The sequence below is a fragment of the Agrobacterium tumefaciens genome (assembly GCA_025559845.1).
Lineage (GTDB): Bacteria > Pseudomonadota > Alphaproteobacteria > Rhizobiales > Rhizobiaceae > Agrobacterium.
On sequence record CP048470.1, the window covers coordinates 37965 to 55873 of the forward strand.

Annotated in this window: 17 protein-coding genes and 2 pseudogenes; 3 read left to right on the forward strand and 16 right to left on the reverse strand. The window is 56.3% G+C overall.

Annotated elements, in window-relative coordinates; all coding sequences use genetic code 11:
* Window positions 1–51 precede the first annotated feature (51 nt).
* The 7 genes and pseudogenes from FY156_16725 to FY156_16755 form a co-directional block, all read right to left on the reverse strand.
* Window positions 52–141: pseudogene (locus tag FY156_16725) on the reverse strand (ornithine aminotransferase).
* 353 nt (window positions 142–494) lie between these two features.
* Complete coding sequence (locus FY156_16730; protein ID UXS03222.1) at window positions 495–812, reverse strand: DUF1476 family protein; 318 nt, start codon at window positions 810–812, stop codon at window positions 495–497.
* A gap of 81 nt (window positions 813–893) precedes the next feature.
* Entirely contained in the window at window positions 894–1373 is a 480-nt protein-coding gene (locus FY156_16735) for a pyridoxamine 5'-phosphate oxidase family protein (protein UXS03223.1), read from the reverse strand.
* Between the two features lie 120 nt (window positions 1374–1493).
* Window positions 1494–1796 carry a hypothetical protein gene (locus FY156_16740; GenBank protein UXS03224.1) on the reverse strand — a complete coding sequence of 101 codons (303 nt, stop codon included), beginning with the start codon at window positions 1794–1796 and terminating at the stop codon, window positions 1494–1496.
* Between the two features lie 1277 nt (window positions 1797–3073).
* On the reverse strand, window positions 3074–3916 hold the full coding sequence (locus tag FY156_16745; GenBank protein UXS03225.1) for a hypothetical protein: 843 nt from the start codon (window positions 3914–3916) through the stop codon (window positions 3074–3076).
* An 825-nt stretch (window positions 3917–4741) separates the two neighbouring features.
* Window positions 4742–5546: pseudogene (locus FY156_16750) on the reverse strand (DUF429 domain-containing protein).
* Between the two features lie 17 nt (window positions 5547–5563).
* Window positions 5564–6535, reverse strand: coding sequence for a 3'-5' exonuclease (locus tag FY156_16755; protein UXS03226.1), 972 nt, complete (start codon window positions 6533–6535; stop codon window positions 5564–5566).
* Window positions 6536–6920: 385 nt separating this feature from the next.
* Here FY156_16755 and FY156_16760 point away from each other — a divergent pair, with 385 nt between their 5' ends.
* The gene (locus FY156_16760; protein ID UXS03227.1) at window positions 6921–7526 is read left to right on the forward strand and encodes a J domain-containing protein; all 606 of its coding nucleotides are present in this window, start codon (window positions 6921–6923) and stop codon (window positions 7524–7526) included.
* 457 nt (window positions 7527–7983) lie between these two features.
* Here the strand turns inward: FY156_16760 and FY156_16765 are convergent, their stop codons facing one another.
* The 3 genes from FY156_16765 to FY156_16775 form a co-directional block, all read right to left on the reverse strand.
* Window positions 7984–8319 (reverse strand): hypothetical protein, encoded by a 336-nt coding sequence (locus FY156_16765; GenBank protein UXS05126.1) that lies wholly within the window; start codon window positions 8317–8319, stop codon window positions 7984–7986.
* Between the two features lie 362 nt (window positions 8320–8681).
* On the reverse strand, window positions 8682–9293 hold the full coding sequence (locus FY156_16770) for an ankyrin repeat domain-containing protein (GenBank protein UXS05127.1): 612 nt from the start codon (window positions 9291–9293) through the stop codon (window positions 8682–8684).
* Between the two features lie 238 nt (window positions 9294–9531).
* The gene (locus FY156_16775; protein ID UXS03228.1) at window positions 9532–9861 is read right to left on the reverse strand and encodes a DUF2322 family protein; all 330 of its coding nucleotides are present in this window, start codon (window positions 9859–9861) and stop codon (window positions 9532–9534) included.
* A gap of 150 nt (window positions 9862–10011) precedes the next feature.
* Here FY156_16775 and FY156_16780 point away from each other — a divergent pair, with 150 nt between their 5' ends.
* A complete protein-coding gene (locus tag FY156_16780) occupies window positions 10012–10518 on the forward strand; it encodes a hypothetical protein (protein ID UXS03229.1) in 507 nt (168 codons plus the stop codon).
* Window positions 10519–10876: 358 nt separating this feature from the next.
* Window positions 10877–11788, forward strand: a complete 912-nt coding sequence (locus FY156_16785; protein ID UXS03230.1) for a LysR family transcriptional regulator — start codon at window positions 10877–10879, stop codon at window positions 11786–11788.
* Window positions 11789–12105: 317 nt separating this feature from the next.
* Here FY156_16785 and FY156_16790 read toward each other — a convergent pair whose 3' ends face one another.
* From FY156_16790 to FY156_16815, 6 genes are all read right to left on the reverse strand, one after another.
* A complete protein-coding gene (locus tag FY156_16790) occupies window positions 12106–13386 on the reverse strand; it encodes a TRAP transporter large permease (protein UXS03231.1) in 1281 nt (426 codons plus the stop codon).
* A gap of 3 nt (window positions 13387–13389) precedes the next feature.
* Window positions 13390–13941, reverse strand: a complete 552-nt coding sequence (locus FY156_16795) for a TRAP transporter small permease (protein ID UXS03232.1) — start codon at window positions 13939–13941, stop codon at window positions 13390–13392.
* A gap of 78 nt (window positions 13942–14019) precedes the next feature.
* The gene (locus tag FY156_16800) at window positions 14020–15015 is read right to left on the reverse strand and encodes a DctP family TRAP transporter solute-binding subunit (GenBank protein UXS03233.1); all 996 of its coding nucleotides are present in this window, start codon (window positions 15013–15015) and stop codon (window positions 14020–14022) included.
* 46 nt (window positions 15016–15061) lie between these two features.
* Window positions 15062–15946 (reverse strand): NAD(P)-dependent oxidoreductase, encoded by an 885-nt coding sequence (locus FY156_16805; protein ID UXS03234.1) that lies wholly within the window; start codon window positions 15944–15946, stop codon window positions 15062–15064.
* 18 nt (window positions 15947–15964) lie between these two features.
* Window positions 15965–16270, reverse strand: coding sequence for an antibiotic biosynthesis monooxygenase (locus FY156_16810; GenBank protein UXS05128.1), 306 nt, complete (start codon window positions 16268–16270; stop codon window positions 15965–15967).
* 14 nt (window positions 16271–16284) lie between these two features.
* Complete coding sequence (locus FY156_16815) at window positions 16285–17643, reverse strand: flagellar biosynthesis protein FlgA (protein ID UXS03235.1); 1359 nt, start codon at window positions 17641–17643, stop codon at window positions 16285–16287.
* Between the last annotated feature and the right edge of the window lie 266 nt (window positions 17644–17909).

Sequence of the window (17909 nt, forward strand, 5' to 3'; positions counted from 1 at the left end):
GCCTAGCAGCGCTGTGGCGCGCGAGGATCCGTAAATTCGCAAGTGATCCGCATCGACAGCAACGCCGATGTTCACCGCATCAATGCTGGGTTCGAAGTCGAGCGCATCTATAATGTTCTGCCAAAGAGTATTGTCGTACATGACCATTCCCCCTTTGCTCGTTATAAACGCGGTCATGATCGGAGAACTTGCGAGAACTGCCATTGACCGCGGTCAACCCGGCCACTGATTTTGGCGGCCAACGGGTTCGGGTTCGGGTTCGGAAAGTTTTCTCCTTTGCCAAAGCGGGCGCGAAACGACGAGCCCGGCAGCATATATCAGGCAAGGCGTGTGGAGACGGTGCAACGATTGGGATAAGGCACAGGGCCCGTCAGCAGCGAAAAACGAACACGACAGTCAACAGTTTTAGGCCTGCTGCGTCCGCGTGGTGCGACATGCGAGTGCTGGCGGATCGGGCGGTCCATGTGTCGTCGTCACGGCCACGGGCACCTGTGCTATTGCCCGATCGACCCTTCGACCTCGCGCACGGCATCTGCGAGATATTTATGCATTTTTTCCCGTATCAGTTCATGCGCGCCCGACAGTCCCAGAACGCCGATATCGTGCTCCAGTTTTTTTAGGATACCTTCCTCACCCCGTGTAAAATCAGTTTCGATTATCTCTTCAAGACAACGCTCGATATCTCGACCAAGCAACATTGCCATCCAGTTCGCCAGTAATCTGTCGCGCCGCGCGCGAACCCTGAACGGCTTTTCTATCTGGATGACATATTGTTGTTCTGCCATTTTTTCACGTTCGTCGTAGATCGTCACAATGCAGACCTCCCGTGGTCATTTGTCGACATTCTCTTATCAGTCCCGCTCTGGACTGAGTTGGCATTCACCGCATCCATATCATTGCGGCGAAACCCGCTCAGGCTCACCCAGCATCGCCTCTCTTCCACTTAAGGCGTTGATATCCAGAGCGAAGAATATATGCCGGGAAGCGGCGCGAAGAGGTTGCGGTTGCGGTTGCGGTTTCAGCCCACCCGGTTCCCACCAGTCAAAGTGGTGCGAGAGAAGCGACCAGGCATGGAGCCGCTCCTCACCGGGCGGGTCTTCCTGGGGCAGTTCGCGGAAGGCCGCATCAACTATAACGCTCACCCATTGATGATCGCCACGGCTCTTGTCGACCTGCAAACAGGCACGCGGGTTCGACCGAAGAAAATCCAGTTTTTTTCCCGGCATCGAGAAGGCGTAGAGACTATTTCCGGAGTAAGCGTAGTATATCGGGACGACATAAGGGGTGCTGTCCTTAGCACATGCCATCCGCGCCAGTCTCCCTTCCGTGAGTACGGCCAGACATTCATTGTGGGTCATTTCTCGCACAAGCATTGCTCCACCTCTCTGACTAAGAAATTAAACCCTTCCTTCTTGCGAAACAAAAAAGCGGAAACCACAGGGCCATCATTCAACTTCGGCGGCCCGTCCCAAGCCGATCTTGACAGAGATGTGTCAGAGTATGGTTTTACCGTTGAGACCTTTGTAGCTCGTGCAAAGAGAAAATTTCCTCGCCTCACGCAGAAATTTGTTCGCTTCCTGCAATGTGAGCAACGTCTCACCACTCCTCCACTCGTTAAAATTCCCTGCGATCCAATGGATACCCCGGTCGGAAACAGCAAAAATCTTCCAGCCGTCGTCTCCGTGTTTCTGGAGTTCGAAATCGGCCACCTGAAACGACTGCTTTTGTTCAAGATGCCTATCGTTCTTTTGCTGATGGGTTGGCCTGCCCTGTTCCTCACTTTGACGTTCTCGCATTCGGCTTCCTCACCGTTTAACTGATCGAAAACGATGCCATCTGGACGAATGCCCGCGTTGATGCGCATCAATGGCTAACCGTATTTTTCCGAAAATCAGCATTAGGTTGCGAACCAAGCGAAGGCATCCGCCCTGTGTTGCCGGTACACTTGGCTGAAGAACCCGCTGAGCAGGCGAACCAGCGAGGACAAGCAACAGACCGATCTGCTCCTGGAGGCATGGGAAGAGAGCGACAAGGTTTACGGCTATCGAAAGCTGCACAACGATCTTCTCGACCAAGGCGAGATGGCTGCTTGAAGATCCGGGAACCGATGGTCTACTAAGGTTTTGGAGATGGAAGAAGACGGCGGTGTCGCGGCCGACTACATGACCGTGGCGAGGGAGAAACAAACAGACGAGCGCGAATTGGCCCCGGTCCGGACGCTCGACAGGCCGGTGCTCAAGCGCCCAGCCGTCGAGGCCGTCTTTGCCGCTCCATCATCAGAGCCAGACGGCGCATGCAGGCTTCGTCCTCGATGCCTTGGAGCAAGCACTTCATGATCGGCGTCCTTCTCATGGCGGCGGCCTCGTGCATCACTCGGACAGTCAGAAGATGATAACCAGTTCCCGGGCGGTTTGTCTCAAATACCGATCGACCGCTTGGTAGGCTGGCGCTGCAAGGCGTCCTGGTGTGGTTTGACCCACACTCCGATCGACCAGCATGTCTTTCCCTGGACTTGTCGGCCACCCGGGAGCGCCTTGCGGTGAGGCTTTGCCTCGGCGTTTGCTTGTGACCCAAGAAGGGCTTGACCGCGTTGGTCACATGACTGTCCTGTTGACCTGAGCCACATCGTCCCTCCAGTTTTTAGGAGAGTCTTGGGTTTTCTTGCTCTGGGACTGCTCTGATCCCCAAAAACTGGAGGAAGTTCAGGGGCTCAGGTCAGGGAGGCCAGGAATCCCCGCGAGAGTCAAACTTACCTACGACTGGTATGAGGGCCAGAACGCAAAAAGCCCTTGCGTGGCAAGGGCTTGATGCAGAAGCAGGAATCGTTGGTTGCGGGGGCCTGAACGCGGGGAGACTTGCAAAATTCTTGCTCTTGATGGGATCAGAACAGTTGGTCTCCACGCGAGCGTGGTCATCAGCTTACCGGCAGACAGTCTGGCCATTCCTGTGCGCCATGAAGCAGACGAAGAATTCGAAATGTCGTCTTCAGCGCGACGATCTGTGCGGGCTTGGTTCCTGCGGATCGGGCCAGTTCTCAGCGAGAACCAAGAAAACTCCGTTTATGGCGACACCGTTAGTATTGCACCGGGGGCTTTTTTTCCAGCCAAGTTAGAAACTGGGTATCGTAGAAGGTTGCATTTAAAAGCGTCTTTGCATCAATCCAGCCATCATTATTGGCCTCTTGCCACCCATCCCCCCAAGAGTTGCGAACCTTGAGAGAGTCAACACAGGCACCCGAGCGATTGCACATCTGGCGATAGCCTTCGATCACAACAGCATGAGCAAATCCGGCACTAGCGCATTGTGCGGTGCTTTTGAACTCAGGCTTCAGAACCGCGCAGAAGTTTATTGCCAAGGGCCTCTTCAGGTTTGCGATGACATCCCTGATCTGGTTGATTACCTCAGCGTAGGTAGGTCGCTTACCCTTGTCCTGATCTTCATTACTCGGCCAAAACTTGGGTTTGTCCATGCGACTACCCGTGCTGAGCTGGTCCATCCAAGCCTCGGCACATTTCTCCGGGACAAGTAACTTGTCCAGCACCAGCGGCCATCGCGCTTGAGAGAATGCGGTTTGAATCGTCTCTATGTCCGGCTGCAGAATGAAGTCACGCTTGAGAACCATGGCTTGCTCGGGAGTAAGTCTGGTCCCCCCTAACATCTCGTGAAAGCCCTTCAACTTGTCCCATAAGCCGCCTTGGATGCCGCCATCAAGCGCCCCGGTGATGTCCGGCGAGACACCTTTGAGAAAGTGTGCATTATCAGGCACGCAATCGAGCGAGATGGTACTGTCTGCATACCAGACACTCAGCAACACGTCATAAGTGCTGCCGCCCTGCGGAATGCCTTCGTATTTATACCGATTTCTTTTATCGTCCTGATCTTCGATCCTCTGGCTGAAACGCGCCAGGTCGATCATGGATACCTTCTCCACATCAGGCACACTTACACAATTTTGTTGTCTTTTTCATAACACTTGAATTCGTCAAGTAGGGTTGCAGCTACCGCCGCATAACATATTGGTAGACCGCCCTGGTGTCTTGTCTTGGGCATTGTCTCAACAATACATTGGTTCCTTACTATAGAGTATTTCTTGTCGACCTGGTTCATGTTCCATTCGGCATAGCATTTACCGGACATGCCGACGAATGCGAGCAGAAAGAAAATAAATCGCATGGCAAACCTGCTGATTTGGAAATATTTCCATATCGATATCACTTGCCGGCCATTCTTTTCAATATCTATGATACTTTGGTGACTCACAAAATAGGTAAACTATCTCCAACTTGTTGAGTGTGTGGAGTAAATCACCGATGCACACCGAATCCTCATCTACGGCAGCAATCGGGACCATTGCGAACAATTCCAATTCTGATCTCGAAGACTGCTCTAGTGATGAAGTATAGTTCTGAAGAGTACGAACGAACGCTCCGGCTGCTAGATTCGGCAGGTGATCGAGAAGATCGGATGATTACTGGCCACGCGACCGGCGGTTTCTGATCGGCAATTGCCTTGAGGACCTCGAAGTCTATCACCGCACGCGGCTCGATGCGCGCGACTTCGCTGGCGACCTTGGTGCAATGCCAGTATTCACCGGCGTTTCCTTGTGCGCGATTGCATGCGGCTCTTCGCTGCACTTGATAATAGGCTTTGAGCGGGTCAACGGCAGCAAGCCGTCTGGCAGCGTCCTACCAACGGCGGCGGATCGCCCGACGAGGCTCGATCCATTGCCGCAGGAATTGTATCATGGCAGGCCCCGCGGCAGTGTCAGGAGCTCTGATTGGGGAATCCAGATTGCCGAGGTCTTGTCCCCGAACGGCACGGCAGAGCCCTCGAAGGCGCATATCCCAACCCATGCACAGATGACAGCGTCGAGCGTATCCTCGAACGCCTTCAGTTGCCATGACGGCGCCTCGAAGTGAGGAAGCTGCAAGACAGCAGACGCGCCTCGTAGGTTCTCATCAAGGCAGGCGACGATCCTCCGCCAGGTTTCGAAAAGCTTGGCGCGACGGCCGGCGGGGCTTTCTCCTGGCCAATACTTACGGATCTTCCCGTGCTTGTAGGGCAGACGCCTTTCGGCGCACATCAATTCGACCAAGGCCGGATGCGGATAGACCTCCAACAGGCCAGGCACATCAACCTTTTCCGTCAGCAACCGGTATCCGCACTGTTCAAAACTGCCTCTCAGATCGTCGCTGATTTTGCCGGGCCGCGTCGCGCTCGGCGTGTGCGTACTGCAATGCCGGGCGCCATAATGAGCCGAGACCAGATTGTCTGAAACTCGTCGTGCCTTGATCGGCTCGAGAGACAGGGGCATGTCCACGGCAACAAGGTCGACCGGAACTCCAGCGATTTTCCCTGCTGCAGCAAGGAGAGTTGCAGCCTTCGGGACCGAGCCTGACGGCCTGGAAATGGAAACCACGCCCGCCTCGGCGTGGTCCAGAAGATGACTGTAGGACGGCCCCGCGAAGATCAGGTGCCAATTGTTATCCATGGAGGAAACCAACGCGACGCCACTCGGCTGCATCGATTCCCAGAATGGTTGTCAACGACCCCTCCCGACCATTCAGAAAGACCGGAAGCGATCGCACGCCGTCAGATACTTGACCGGCGGATCGGCATCCCAGCGATAGATTTCCATCCGCAAAAAATGCAGTTCCTCCTCCAGCTTCTCTTCGGACAGTTCCACCCACCAGGATTTCGGGCGACCGTCGGAACCGTCCGACCAGCGGTAACCCCGCGCTCTCAGATGATCCTTCATGTCATAGGGGCTGTTCTCAGCATAAATTCGGACGCGAGTGCGCTGGCTGGCATGATAAAGTTCCGAAAACGGCGTGATGGTTGCGCCCAGTCTGGCCCGCGCAAGGATTTCCAAAAGGGCGAAACAATCATCGACCGCGCGATGACCTTCGTGGAAATATCCGGATTGGCCGATCAGATAACCGAGCTTTCTGCCCTCGAAGCCGCGCGCAGGCCAGTCGATTTCCGAGACGGAACAGGCCCAGGCCTTATTGACGAAAATCCGAGAAAGCGCCTCACAGAAGGGACGATCGAATGCAGCATTATGCGCGATGATGAGATCGGCAGGCTCGATAAGGGCATTCAGCCGAGCGGTGTCGATAACGTGCCCCGCGACCATCTCATCTGTTATACCTGTCAGGCGGGTGATGTCGGCAGGGATAGTGATCGTCGGCTGCTGAAGTCCGCCATAGACACCTGTCACATCACCAAACTCTCCATCGTCGTTGAAGGTGAAGGCGATCACGCCAATTTCGATGATCTCGTCGGTGCGATAGTTCAGGCCTGTGGTCTCTGTATCGAGAATGACCCCCTGGCGCGGAAATTCCGGCCGTGGGCGTGTGACGGTCGGACGTGGCTGAAGTTTTCTCAAGATGCGGTAGTTGCCGGTCGCTTCCAGACGGCGTGCCATATCTTCATTACCAGCGCCGCCCATATCGTTCGCGGCAACCGACGGTCGAGCAGTTTGCGCCGCGGTTGGCGCAGCAGGAGCTGCGAAGAAGTCAAGTTGCGAGGCCATTCCATTCCAATCCGGTTACAGCGGTCGAGCACACAATACGCACCAGTACCCGTGTGAGAACGACCGCCATGCCCCAATGCTTGGACCCGCGCGCTCAGTCAAGGTGCGGATATTGAATTGCGTTCACTGTTTCAGAGGGATTTGGACTAAGATGAGAATTGCGACGGCCAAACAGCCTCCAAAGCAAGGCGCCCGTTACATCTTCGATCAAAGCTCGCCTCATATTTCCGCTCGCTCTCGGCTATGCCACCCAAGATTTACGAACTCGCAAACACAGTCCGTTCCCGTATCAATCGACCAGCGATGTTGAGTTCTCCCTTGGAGTCGGTGAGCACTTGGACTTCTCGGTGTTGCCCGGGCAAGCCTCTGAGTCCATAAGGTAACCATGACTCAAGATTCGAAAATATTCGTCGGCCTCCGGTCCACTCGTACGAGGTCCTCTTCTGTCAGCGAACCTTCAGGTCCGAGATGTCAGTGGGATGGGTGCGAAAAAAGCGGCACCCACCGTGCGCCTGTGGGAGCAGGTGGTGAAGGACTTTTCCTTCTCTTCTGTCTTGAGCATGTGAAAGATTACAACAAGGGATACAGCTACACGGCAGCACCAACGAATCCCGACGTCGCCCGTTATCAGAAAGAGGCAACGATCGGCTCCCGTCAAACCTGGGGAACTCGTGTTCAGGACGCAACGGAGATCCCGATGCCGTCAATGGAGCGCTCCGGCTCTGCGAAGACGCTTAATGCGCGCAGAACCGGCACGCAGGGACAGAAAAAGATCGGTCAGCAAGAGAGAAAGCTGAAGGCACTTGAAGCCAAAGCTTTCGAAACGCTTGGTCTTTCCACCCAGGCCACGGCCAGCGAAATCAAGGGTCGTTACAAGGAAAGGCTCAAGATGCACCATCCCGACGCCAACGACGGAGATCGAAATTCTGAAGACGAGCTCCGCGCTGTGATTGGAGCCTACAGAATCCTTAAGTTAAACGGGTTTTGCTGAGATCTGGCTCCTCTGGCATCTACAGATGGGATATTCCGAAATTAATGCGCGGCGAAAGACGCCGCAATTCCGAATGGCTTGCGTCAAGCCTTCATGGGGATCGGTGACGAGGCCGCCCCGCTGGCGTTGACAGCAATTTCTCCCCGTGGCTGAACGCTACCCTTCGGATTGGCCGGGATTCCGATCGGCTTCCGACGCTTACCGATCCGCACGTCGGATAATTTCCCAAAGGTGATCCGGCTTAACGACAGTGTAGGTTGCCCGGTTGTCGCGACATCGAACGGCGAGCGGTTGCTTTCAACTCCACTTATGGTGCATCGAAGCACATTCTTCGGGTGTCATTTCGCTCCAAGCCGGAACCGGCCCCCATTAAGGGGCGCCTAGCGGCGAAGGCTGGTCGGAATCAGAAGTAGGATCAGCAACACCGCAAAAGCCAACGCTGCGGCCGATGGAGCGCTCAGAGACGCACCCATATTTTCCTCAACGACGTTCCGAGGGAACGAGCGACCTGCAAATCCTGTTCTTCTGTCGTGTCCGGTACGTACGGATTGAGAACTTCCAGGGCGAACCGACCGAACGCGGCTGGCCATACGTACCTGAGATTGTTCAAGGACAAGTGAGCGCCACAGCAGCCAGCCGCCACGTCGAGGTTTTCAAAGTCTGTCGCAAAAGCGGCGTTCATGGCGTCATCCCACCATGGCTCTGCATCCGCTCCGCAAGAACTGCACTTCACTCCTAACCAGTTTTCGCCCGGATTGTAAAACACGACCTTCTCTTCGAAGATATGCGATATCTGCTCCGCGTTCGGGGCGATTGATCTAAGCACCGCGATGGCCGCGGTTGCGTCGTCCACAGCAGGTGTAAAAAACGGATCGGTGGGTACGTATCGAAGAATGCTGTCTGACATTGGCTCTCGCAGTTATTTGCACATCATCCAAGAGGGCGGTTTGCCGTTCGATTCATGGAAAGTTCTTTTAAGCCGATGTAAGTCGGCAATAGCTCGCCTGGGGTCTTGAGCACCGTCCGCACGTCCTGATCGAAAGGGCGAAGGGACCTTGATGCCCGGCATTCCGTACAGCACCCGATCATTAAACCGGTGACACTTCCGGCACATTCAGCCTGGACATCCCAGAAAAAGATCCGAAGGCGAAAAACCTATCGTCCTTTCAGGATCGCCACGATTTCCGCATAGCCTCTCTTTTGCGCATGCTCGATCGGGGTCACGTTATCGCCGTCGGCAAGTTGTACATTTGCACCCGCATCGACAAGGCGCTTTACGATCTCAACGTGCTTCGGCCCGCCGTCACTCAAAATGATGGCTTCGAGCAGGGCTGTCCATCCGAGATTGTTGACGTGGTCTACATCGACACCTGCCGCAATGAGCGTCTCGACAGTCTCCACATGGCCGCGCTCTGACGCTGGTATCAGCGCTGTGCCTCCGTATCGATTGGTGCTTCGCAGGTCCGCTCCATGGGCAATCGTCAGCTTGAGGATTTCCAGATGCCCTCGCGCGCCTGCGTACAGATAGGGGCTATCCTGAATATCGTCCTTTGCATTTACATCCGCGCCAGCCTCGATCAACACGCGGGCAATTGCGACGTTGTTTGCATGCGTAGCAACAAGCAAGGCAGTTTGCCGCCGCTCGTTCCGGACGTCCACATTCATTCCGGCCTTCAGCATAGCCGCAACGGCAGGCACATCGCCCTGCTCGACCGCATTGATCAGGCGGTAATCGTCGCTCTGCGACATCGCGGCTCCTAGGGTCATCAACAGAACGATTGCCCCCAAACAAAGCCTGCGGCCAGAGACAACCAGCACTCTTACTCCTCGAGATAGCATGAATTAGGCCCACCTTTCCCTATGAGAAGAACCTGGGAATTGACGTCAAGGAACGCAGATGCATGGCAAGCACAATATCCCCCTTCTCGACGCGAGGATCCGGATTTCCAGCATTTCTCCAAGGCTGCCAGGAAACAAGGATCCATCCGAACAGGCAAGCAAGCTCCTACCGGGCAACAACCCTGATGTTCAACGGCGCGGCGCCGTCAATGATTTCAAGCAATCGATCGATATTCGGGTGAGCACCGGGTCGCTTCTTTGCATCGTCACCGTGTTCGGCGAAAACATCGACCGCGTGGGTGGCAGCCTCCACATTGAGCACACCGAAGCATTGCTGGAGATATTGGTAGACTGCGAGCGACCCCTGTTTGCCGGGCTGGTTTTCGATCGTCGCGACAATCACACCAGCCCCGTCGGTAAGGTCTATCCGAGCGACACCTTCAATGGACGGCAGACCTTGCAGATTTTCCTTGAACGAAGTCGTCGGCTGAATCATGACGGTTCCTTTTCCTGGGGGAATTAGCGATGCGTTTAGCAGCTTCAGCGTCCGGTCGCTACACTGCATCGTTTCTCCGGTGGCATGGCTATCATCACCTTCGCGTTAACCCCTGCGTGCACAAGGTGCTGTATCTGCAGAATTTGCAGCGTGATCGCGAAGCTGCCACAGCCTGCGTGTGTGAGAATTTTGCCTTCGGAGCTGATGTTCCACGCCAGTGGCTGCTCTTTGGGAATCGAACAGCCGCTCTCATGGATAGCGACCTTGGTGGAGCTCATTAGACTGGCAGCAATTTATTTCGGTAGTGACAGCGTTCCTGCGCTTCTAACGTCCATCCGGCCGTTGCAGGAGCTTCTGGTAAAAGCCGATATCGAAATATTGCGGCACCGGGTTCGCGACCGTCTGGAACTCGACAGCGCCTACGATCTCAGCCGGCTTGAGCGCATTGTCGTTAGACAAACTGAAAAGGGCGCGGATCGCCTGTTACTGCGATCCTCACCATCTGTGCAGGCGAAGGGTCTTGAAAAGATGCGAACTGCAGCGTGGATGCAAACGATTGAGCTATTGAACAGCGCCCCTCATAGGACGCTGGTCTGTCTGGCAGACTTAACGATGTTTGCCGTTTGGAACGCAACCAATTTGAACGACTGCGTGTAAGGACGACGCCGAACCTCGAAAGTTCCTGCACTTTTTTCAGCGTTCAATACGCTTTTTGCTCTGCGACAGCATGCGCTGAGCCTAACGTGTCCGCGCGCAGACGAGTGCCTCCCACAGTTTCTGGCCGACATGCCAACGTGTATGTTCTGAACCGTGGGTCATTGGATCGCTTTATGATGTGAACTCTTGAAGGCTTTATAGAGGAAACAGGCGGCGGGCTGCAGTCGGGAGCTTGCATCGCAGCGATGCATTTTCGCATTGCCCGGTGTTGTCGCGGACCGTACTTTGCCCAAAGGGAGCGTTTCTTTTCAGAAACACTTGCAATAGATTAGCTCGACCAAGAGAGTTCAGGACAAGTATGCAACTCCCCATCAAGTCGATCCTGGTTTTCCACGCAGCCGCACGGGCAGGAAGCATCTCGCGGGCAGCAGAAGAGCTGAGCGTGACACCATCCGCCGTCAGCCAGCAGATTCAATTGCTGGAAGGGCAACTCGGGGTGGCGCTTTTGGCGAAAGCCGGCCGCGGTATCGTTTTGACAGAGGCCGGCGAGCGATATTTCTCGATGATCGCCGATCAGATCGAGCGTATCGAAGACGCGACGGGAACGATCCGGGGCTTCAGGTCCATTACGACATTGACAGTGCGCGCTACCCCTACCCTGTCCAACAAATGGCTGCTGCCGCGCCTGAGCACCCTGCTCGACAAGCATCCCGACCTCGAGCTTCGCCTCGATGGCACCAACGAACCGACAGACTTCAACCAGGAAGCCGTCGATATCGAGATCAGGCATGGGGACGGCCGCTGGCCGGGCCTTTTCGTCGAGGGTGTCGCAGACGAGCAGTTCTATCCGGTCTGTTCTCCAGATTATGCACCGGCTGGCAGCATGAAGCCTGAAGACCTGCTTGATCATCGCCTGATACATTCTGCAAAATCGCAAGCGCAGTGGAATGGCTGGTTTCCGCTAGCCGGAATCGCTCCGAAAGAACGTTGGCGCCGTATCCTGTTCGACCGAAGTCACATGGCGATTGACGCTGCGGTCCGGGGCATGGGCATCGCTCTCGAAAGCACGCTCATGATGGGTGACGAAATTGAAAGCGGGCGTCTGGTCTGCCCGGTGGCTTCCCCGCCAATCGTCAGGATTACGACACAATGGATCGTTTGTCCGCGTGATCATCTTCGGCAGAAAAAGGTGCGTATATTTCTCGAGTGGCTGCGAATGGAAAAGGAGGCTTGGCAGACAGCCTATCCCTCGGGCTCGCTGTCCCGTTGAGCGAGCGGGATCAAGCAGTTCGGCCGCCGCCCTCTCCGCAAGCAGATTTGGCGGCAGCGTTATTTCAAGCCAGATTTCCTCTTCGTCGCCGCCGGGTACCCAGACGCGCTGAGATCAACTCAGAAGAGCCATATAAGAACAGGAAGCGAACCTCTGGTGCCGGTCTCGCAACAACTCCTGATCGCTACGCTTTAAAACCGAGAAGGCAGGCGGGACGCCGACCTATCTCTAATTTCCCTGCCCCACGACTCCCATGACCACGAAAAACCTTGGGTATTTGGCCACTCCGAATGAAGGTGGCTTGCTGCCCTTCATGCTCAATACATCCCCAGCAGACGTATCGGACCGAGTGTCAGGACGGGGAAGAGCACCAGGGCGAAGATAGCCAGTGTTAGCACCGCCATCGGCGCAAGCGAACCACGGATGACGTCCTCGACCCTCATATTGGCCACCTGCGCTGCGGCAAACAGGCAAACGCCGACCGGTGGCGTCACGAGACCGAGTGTCAGTGTCATGACGGTCACGATCAGAAAGTGGATCGGATCGATGCCGAGCGCCTCCACCGGCGGCATCAGCACTGGAATGAGGATAAACATGGCCGGAATGGCTTCCATGAAGATGCCGATTATCAGCAGGAAGACGAAGATGACCAGCATGCCCGTCAGCGGACCGAGGTTCATTGCCTGCAGCAGGTCGGCGACCTTCTCCGGCAAGCCGTCATAGGTGAACACCCAGGCGGCAATTTGGGACGTTGCGGCGATGAACAGGATCGTTCCGGAAATACGTGCCGTCGAGATCAGGATTTCCGGCAGTTCGTTAACAGGCAGCGTCCGATAGACCAGAACGCCAAGTATTCCGACATAGACCACTGCGATGGCGGCTGCTTCCGTCGGCGTGAACAGGCCGCTGGCAATGCCGATGATCAGGATCAGCGGTGTGAGCATCGGAAGGATGGCGCGCAACCCCGTCACGACAACCATGCGCAGGTTGAACGGCGACGGAGGGTTATAGCCGTAGTAGACGGAATAGAAGTGGTTGAAGACCATGAAGGCGAAGGCGATGAAGAGGCCTGGCACCAGACCAGCTACCAGCAACGTCCCGATGGAAACATTGGCGATCGAGCCTGCAATGACGACCAGGATCGATGGCGGAATTATCGACGACAGTGTCGCGGTACAGAGCGTCATACCGACCGCATAACCCTTCGGAAATCCGTGACGCTCCATGGCCTTGATCTCGATGGCGCCAACCGAGGCGATATCGGCAACGGAGGAGCCGGACACGCCGGAGAAGATCACCGACGAAATCACGTTGACGTGGCCCAGGCCGCCAGGCAGCCAGCCGACGATGGCTTCAGCGAAATCGAAGATGCGCTCGGCCACTCGCCCACGCTCCATTACGGTGCCAACCAGAATAAACAGAGGCACCGCAACCAGCAGAAACGAGTTCATCGAGGAGAACATGGTCTGTGACAACAGATCGAGCGGCATCGAGGTGAAGAGCCACAAGGTGGCGACGCTGGCCAGTGCCAAGGCAACAGCAAGCGGGATGCCGAGCATGCTGAGCCCGAAGAAGGCGACGAGAAGAAAGACCGACATGGATCAATGTCCTGATGTGATGGACACATCGGCATGGGCAATCTCGCCCGCCGGAAGTCCGAGTTCGGGAAGGGCGATCAGATCGCGACGGCTGTGCAGTGAGTCGACGATCGCCAATATCGCAATGACTGCCGACACCGGCATGACCATACCAATGAGCCACATGGGAATGGGCAGGGTCGCAGCCGTTTCGTTCATCATGATTTGCTGGCGCATGAGCGTGAACCCGGTCCAGCCCATCAGCCCGAAGAAGAAAACCGATGACCCGACATAGATCGGCACCGCCAGATGCTGGAACAGCCGTCGGCCCATAACGAGGAAGACAACCACGCGGGCGCTTTCCACCGTGCGGAAACCTGCCGCCAAGCCGAGAAAAACCATCCAGATAAACAGAAAGCGGGTGGCCTCCTCAGTCCAGGGCAAAGGGTGCCCCGTCAACCGGCCGATGACCTGCAGAAGGACGACGATCAGGACGCCGGCACAGGCAGCACCCGCTGCAACATCGGCAATGATTCTAACCACAGTACCCAGCAGTGAACTCATAGAACTACGCATGCGAATGCCCTTCCAACAAGTGTGCATAGACGGATGGGAAACCGGCACCTTGCCTTAAGACAAAGCGCCGGCGAGGCATCAGTTGGTGGTGGTGAAGGCGCGCGTGCGATCGAAGAAGGACTGGTCCTTCACGAGTGCCGAGAATCTCTCCTCGAGACCCGCAGCGACATCGACGAAGGCCTTGCGCTGGTCATCGGTCAGTTCGTTGACCTCCATGCCATTCGCCTTCAGCGTCGCGATCGACTTTTCGATATCGGCAGCATCATTCTCGGCCTTCCAGGCTTCCGTTTCCTTCGCTGCTTCGTTCAGCGCTGTCTTGAAAGCATCGCTCAACCCATCATAGCGACGAGGGTTCATGCCAAGCACCCATGCATCGGCAATATGATTGCTGATAGTCGCGTATTTCTGGACTTCGTAAAGCTTGGCGCTGACCGGTACGTTGACCGGATTTTCCTGACCATCGACGACTTTCAGCTGCAAGGCGTTATAAACTTCCGCGAACGCCATCGGTGTCGGGGCGGCCCCCATGGCGCCAAAAAATTCGACCCACAGCGGATTGTTCGGCACGCGCAGCTTCATTCCCTTCATATCGGCAGGTGACGTGATCGGGAGCTTCGAATTGGTGATCTGGCGGAGCGGACGGGACCAGAGATCGACACCCTTGATGCCGATATTGCCGAGATCCGACTGCAGTTCCTGGCCGAGGTCGCTGTCGAGATAGGCCCGCAGCTGCTCGATATTGCGGAATTGATAGGGTATTGCGATCGCCGTGAACTTGGGATTGAACGTTGCGTAGAGCGATGTCGAGTTGAGCAGCATATCCAGCGAGCCGCCGGCCAACTGCTTCACTCCTGCGGACGGGTCGCCACCATAGAGCGTGCCGTTCGGAAAGACCTTGATGGTGAGTTCGCCATTGGTCTTGGTGGAAACGATTTCGGCAAATTTCTTTGCAGCGAGCGTGATTTCCGATGTGTCCGCATCCGGCGTGGACAACGTCAGGGTTTCCGCATGGGCGACCGAAACGGTCATCAAAGCCGCTGCGGCGATCAGGCTGCGAATCGTAAAGTGTTTCATGGTCATTCCTCCCGTTGATGGTCAAACTAGCATGTGTTTGGCATGCTCATTGTTGATTCATGCGCTGTAGTTCGCGGATAATCCCGCTGTGATCCAGATCGCCATCGCCATTATCGACCATAGCCTGGAAGAGCCGGTCAACCTCCTCGCCAACCGGTAGTGTCAACCCACGGCTTCGCGCAAAAGCCAGCGCCGTGGATGTGTCCTTCACTTGATATTTCGCAGGGCCACCGGGTACGAAATTGCCCTCAACCATGCGTAGCCCGTGTTGCCGGAATATCGTCGAATCGGCGAAGCCGCCGAGCAGAGCTTCGCGGACCTTCGCGGGGTTCGCGCCGCCACGTGCAGCAAGTGTCAACGCTTCGGCGACAGCGCAGATCGTCGATGCGACGATAAGCTGGTTTGCGAGCTTCGTCAGCGCACCGCTGCCAGACGGGCCGACATGCGTGACGCGTCCGAGACAGGCAAAGACCGGATCGAGACGGTCAACCGCTGCCTCGTCACCGCCGGCCATGATCGCCAACGTGCCTTCCTTGGCCCCCTTTTCCCCGCCCGAAACCGGAGCATCGAGACAGGCGATGCCTCTTGCGGCGGATGCCTCGCCGATCGCAATGGCCGTTTCCACGGGGATGGAACTCATCACAACCAATACGGACCCCGGCCGTATTGCCTGGACAACGCCGCCGTCGCCAAGCAGCACCGCTTCGCAAACAGGGCCGGAGCTCAGCATGCAGATGGTGACATCCGCATCTTTCGCTGCGGCATCTGCCCTCTCAACGATCGAAATGCCTTCCGACCGGAGAACTGCGGCCTTCTCCGGTGTCCGGTTCCAGACCTGAACCTGAAAGCCCGCATCAGCCAGGCGGCCGGCCATGGGCGCACCCATGATGCCGGTACCGATGACGGCAATGCGATTGATCTTGCTGGTCATGACTTTATGCCCCGCATATCAAGGATATTGCCGCGCGCAAAAGCGAACTGGCCGCTCTTCCACGATCAGTGGCGGGAATGCCTCCCGAAAACGCCCCAGATGAGGCGTTTCCAGATGGGCGTCGAACGCCGCACGACTGTCGTAGACTTCATAGAAGACGACGGTATCATCGGAGCCTTCCGGGCAGATAACGTCGAACTGTCGGCAACCCGGTTCATCCTCAACCGAGTGTTTCGCGTCGTCACGCGCGGCCTCCAGAAAAGCGGCGAGCTTACTAGGTTTTACCTGGAACTCCGCAATCACGACGAAGGCTTCGTTGTTCAGCGACGTCACGGCACTCACTCCGCAGCGATCTTGCTGGGACGGAAGCGATCCTCCATCTCGCGGCGAAGGTTGACGACATCCAGATCCTTGACGAGTTCAACGTCATCGAACGACACGATCTGGTCTTTCTTGATAGCACGCTTGAGCTTGACATTGTGTGCAAGACCGATCGGCAGAGCCTTTAGGTCAAGACTGCGGCTTGCGGGAATGGCATTGGCCCAGACAGCATAACCGCCCTCGCCGTCCAGCATCTCGCCGGGCTGCATGTCCTTCTTTGCGGTCGCGACGGCATCGCCACGGAACTCCTTGGAGCATCCGGTCGGCTCGTTGCGCAGTACCGCAGACAAGACGCTGATCGAAGTTTCAAGGCCGATGATGTGGAAGGGACGCCACATCGACGCATACCAACCGGACGGATCGGTCAGCAGGCCATATTGCTTGAAGCAGGCACGCGCATATTCGTTGTGAGCCTTGAATGTCACGAAGACGCCATAACGGATGTTGTTGAACACCTCGCGGCCGTCCGGCTCCTGGCTTGCGGCGATATCGACCAGACCCGAGCGTGCCATGCGGCCGCCATCGGCCACCGGACGGAACACCCGAGCCAGATCATGCAGACCCGCCGGTGGAAACGCGAGACCATCATCAGGGCAATCAAGACCGGTACCATTGGCAACCGCCGCCATTTCAATGGCGGCCTTCGTGCCATCGGTGAAGGAGTTGTAGAGCTTCGGATTGAGATTGTCGGCAGCCACCTGTTCCTCGGTCCAGCCGAACAGACCCCAGACCGTATCCGGCGTGGAATACCGGTAGCGCGGCTCGAAATTCATGCCCTTGCCGGCGGACGTGATTTCAAAGCCTGTGGCTCTGGCCCAATCGACCAGTTCGCAGATAAGAGCCGGCTGGTCGCCGTAGGCCATGGAATAGATCAGGCCCTTGGCGCGGGCTTTTTCCGCGAGGATCGGCCCGACCATCACGTCGGCTTCGACATTGACCATGACCACATGCTTGTTGTGTTCGATCGCTCCTAGCGCATGGCGGGTACCGGCAATCGGGTGGCCCGTCGCTTCGATGACGCATTCGATTTCGCCGCATTCGAGCAATGCGTTGACGTCGTCCGTTACGAAGGTCGTGCCGTTCTTGATGGCATCGCCGCTGCTGGTGGCAGAATAACGCTCCTTCGGCCAGCCAACGCGGTTCATTGATTCCTTCGCCTTGCCCACATCGAGGTCGGCAACAGCCACCATATGGAGACCGTCAATGCGCTGTGCCTGAGCCAGCACCATCGAACCGAACTTGCCGGCGCCGATCAACCCCACCCGCACGGGTTTACCATTGGCGGCGCGCAAAGAAAGAAGAGAATAGAGATTCATAAGACAGCGTCCTCGACTAGGGAATGAATATGAGGAGTGCCCCGCAACGTCAGCGCATAAGGGCTCACCGCAGCAAGGCGCCATGCCCGACTGGTTCACGGTGGCTGAAAAACGCTTAATTTCCTCCGGGGAAGCGCGGGGTTAGCCGCCACTCCCAGCTGCCTCCCGAGCAGCTCTGAAAAAAAACGTATACCGCAGAAGAAATTAGCTCAATTTAGAAAGATGGAGAGAGTCGTTAGATTTTCTAAACTATTTGAGTTGCCGAA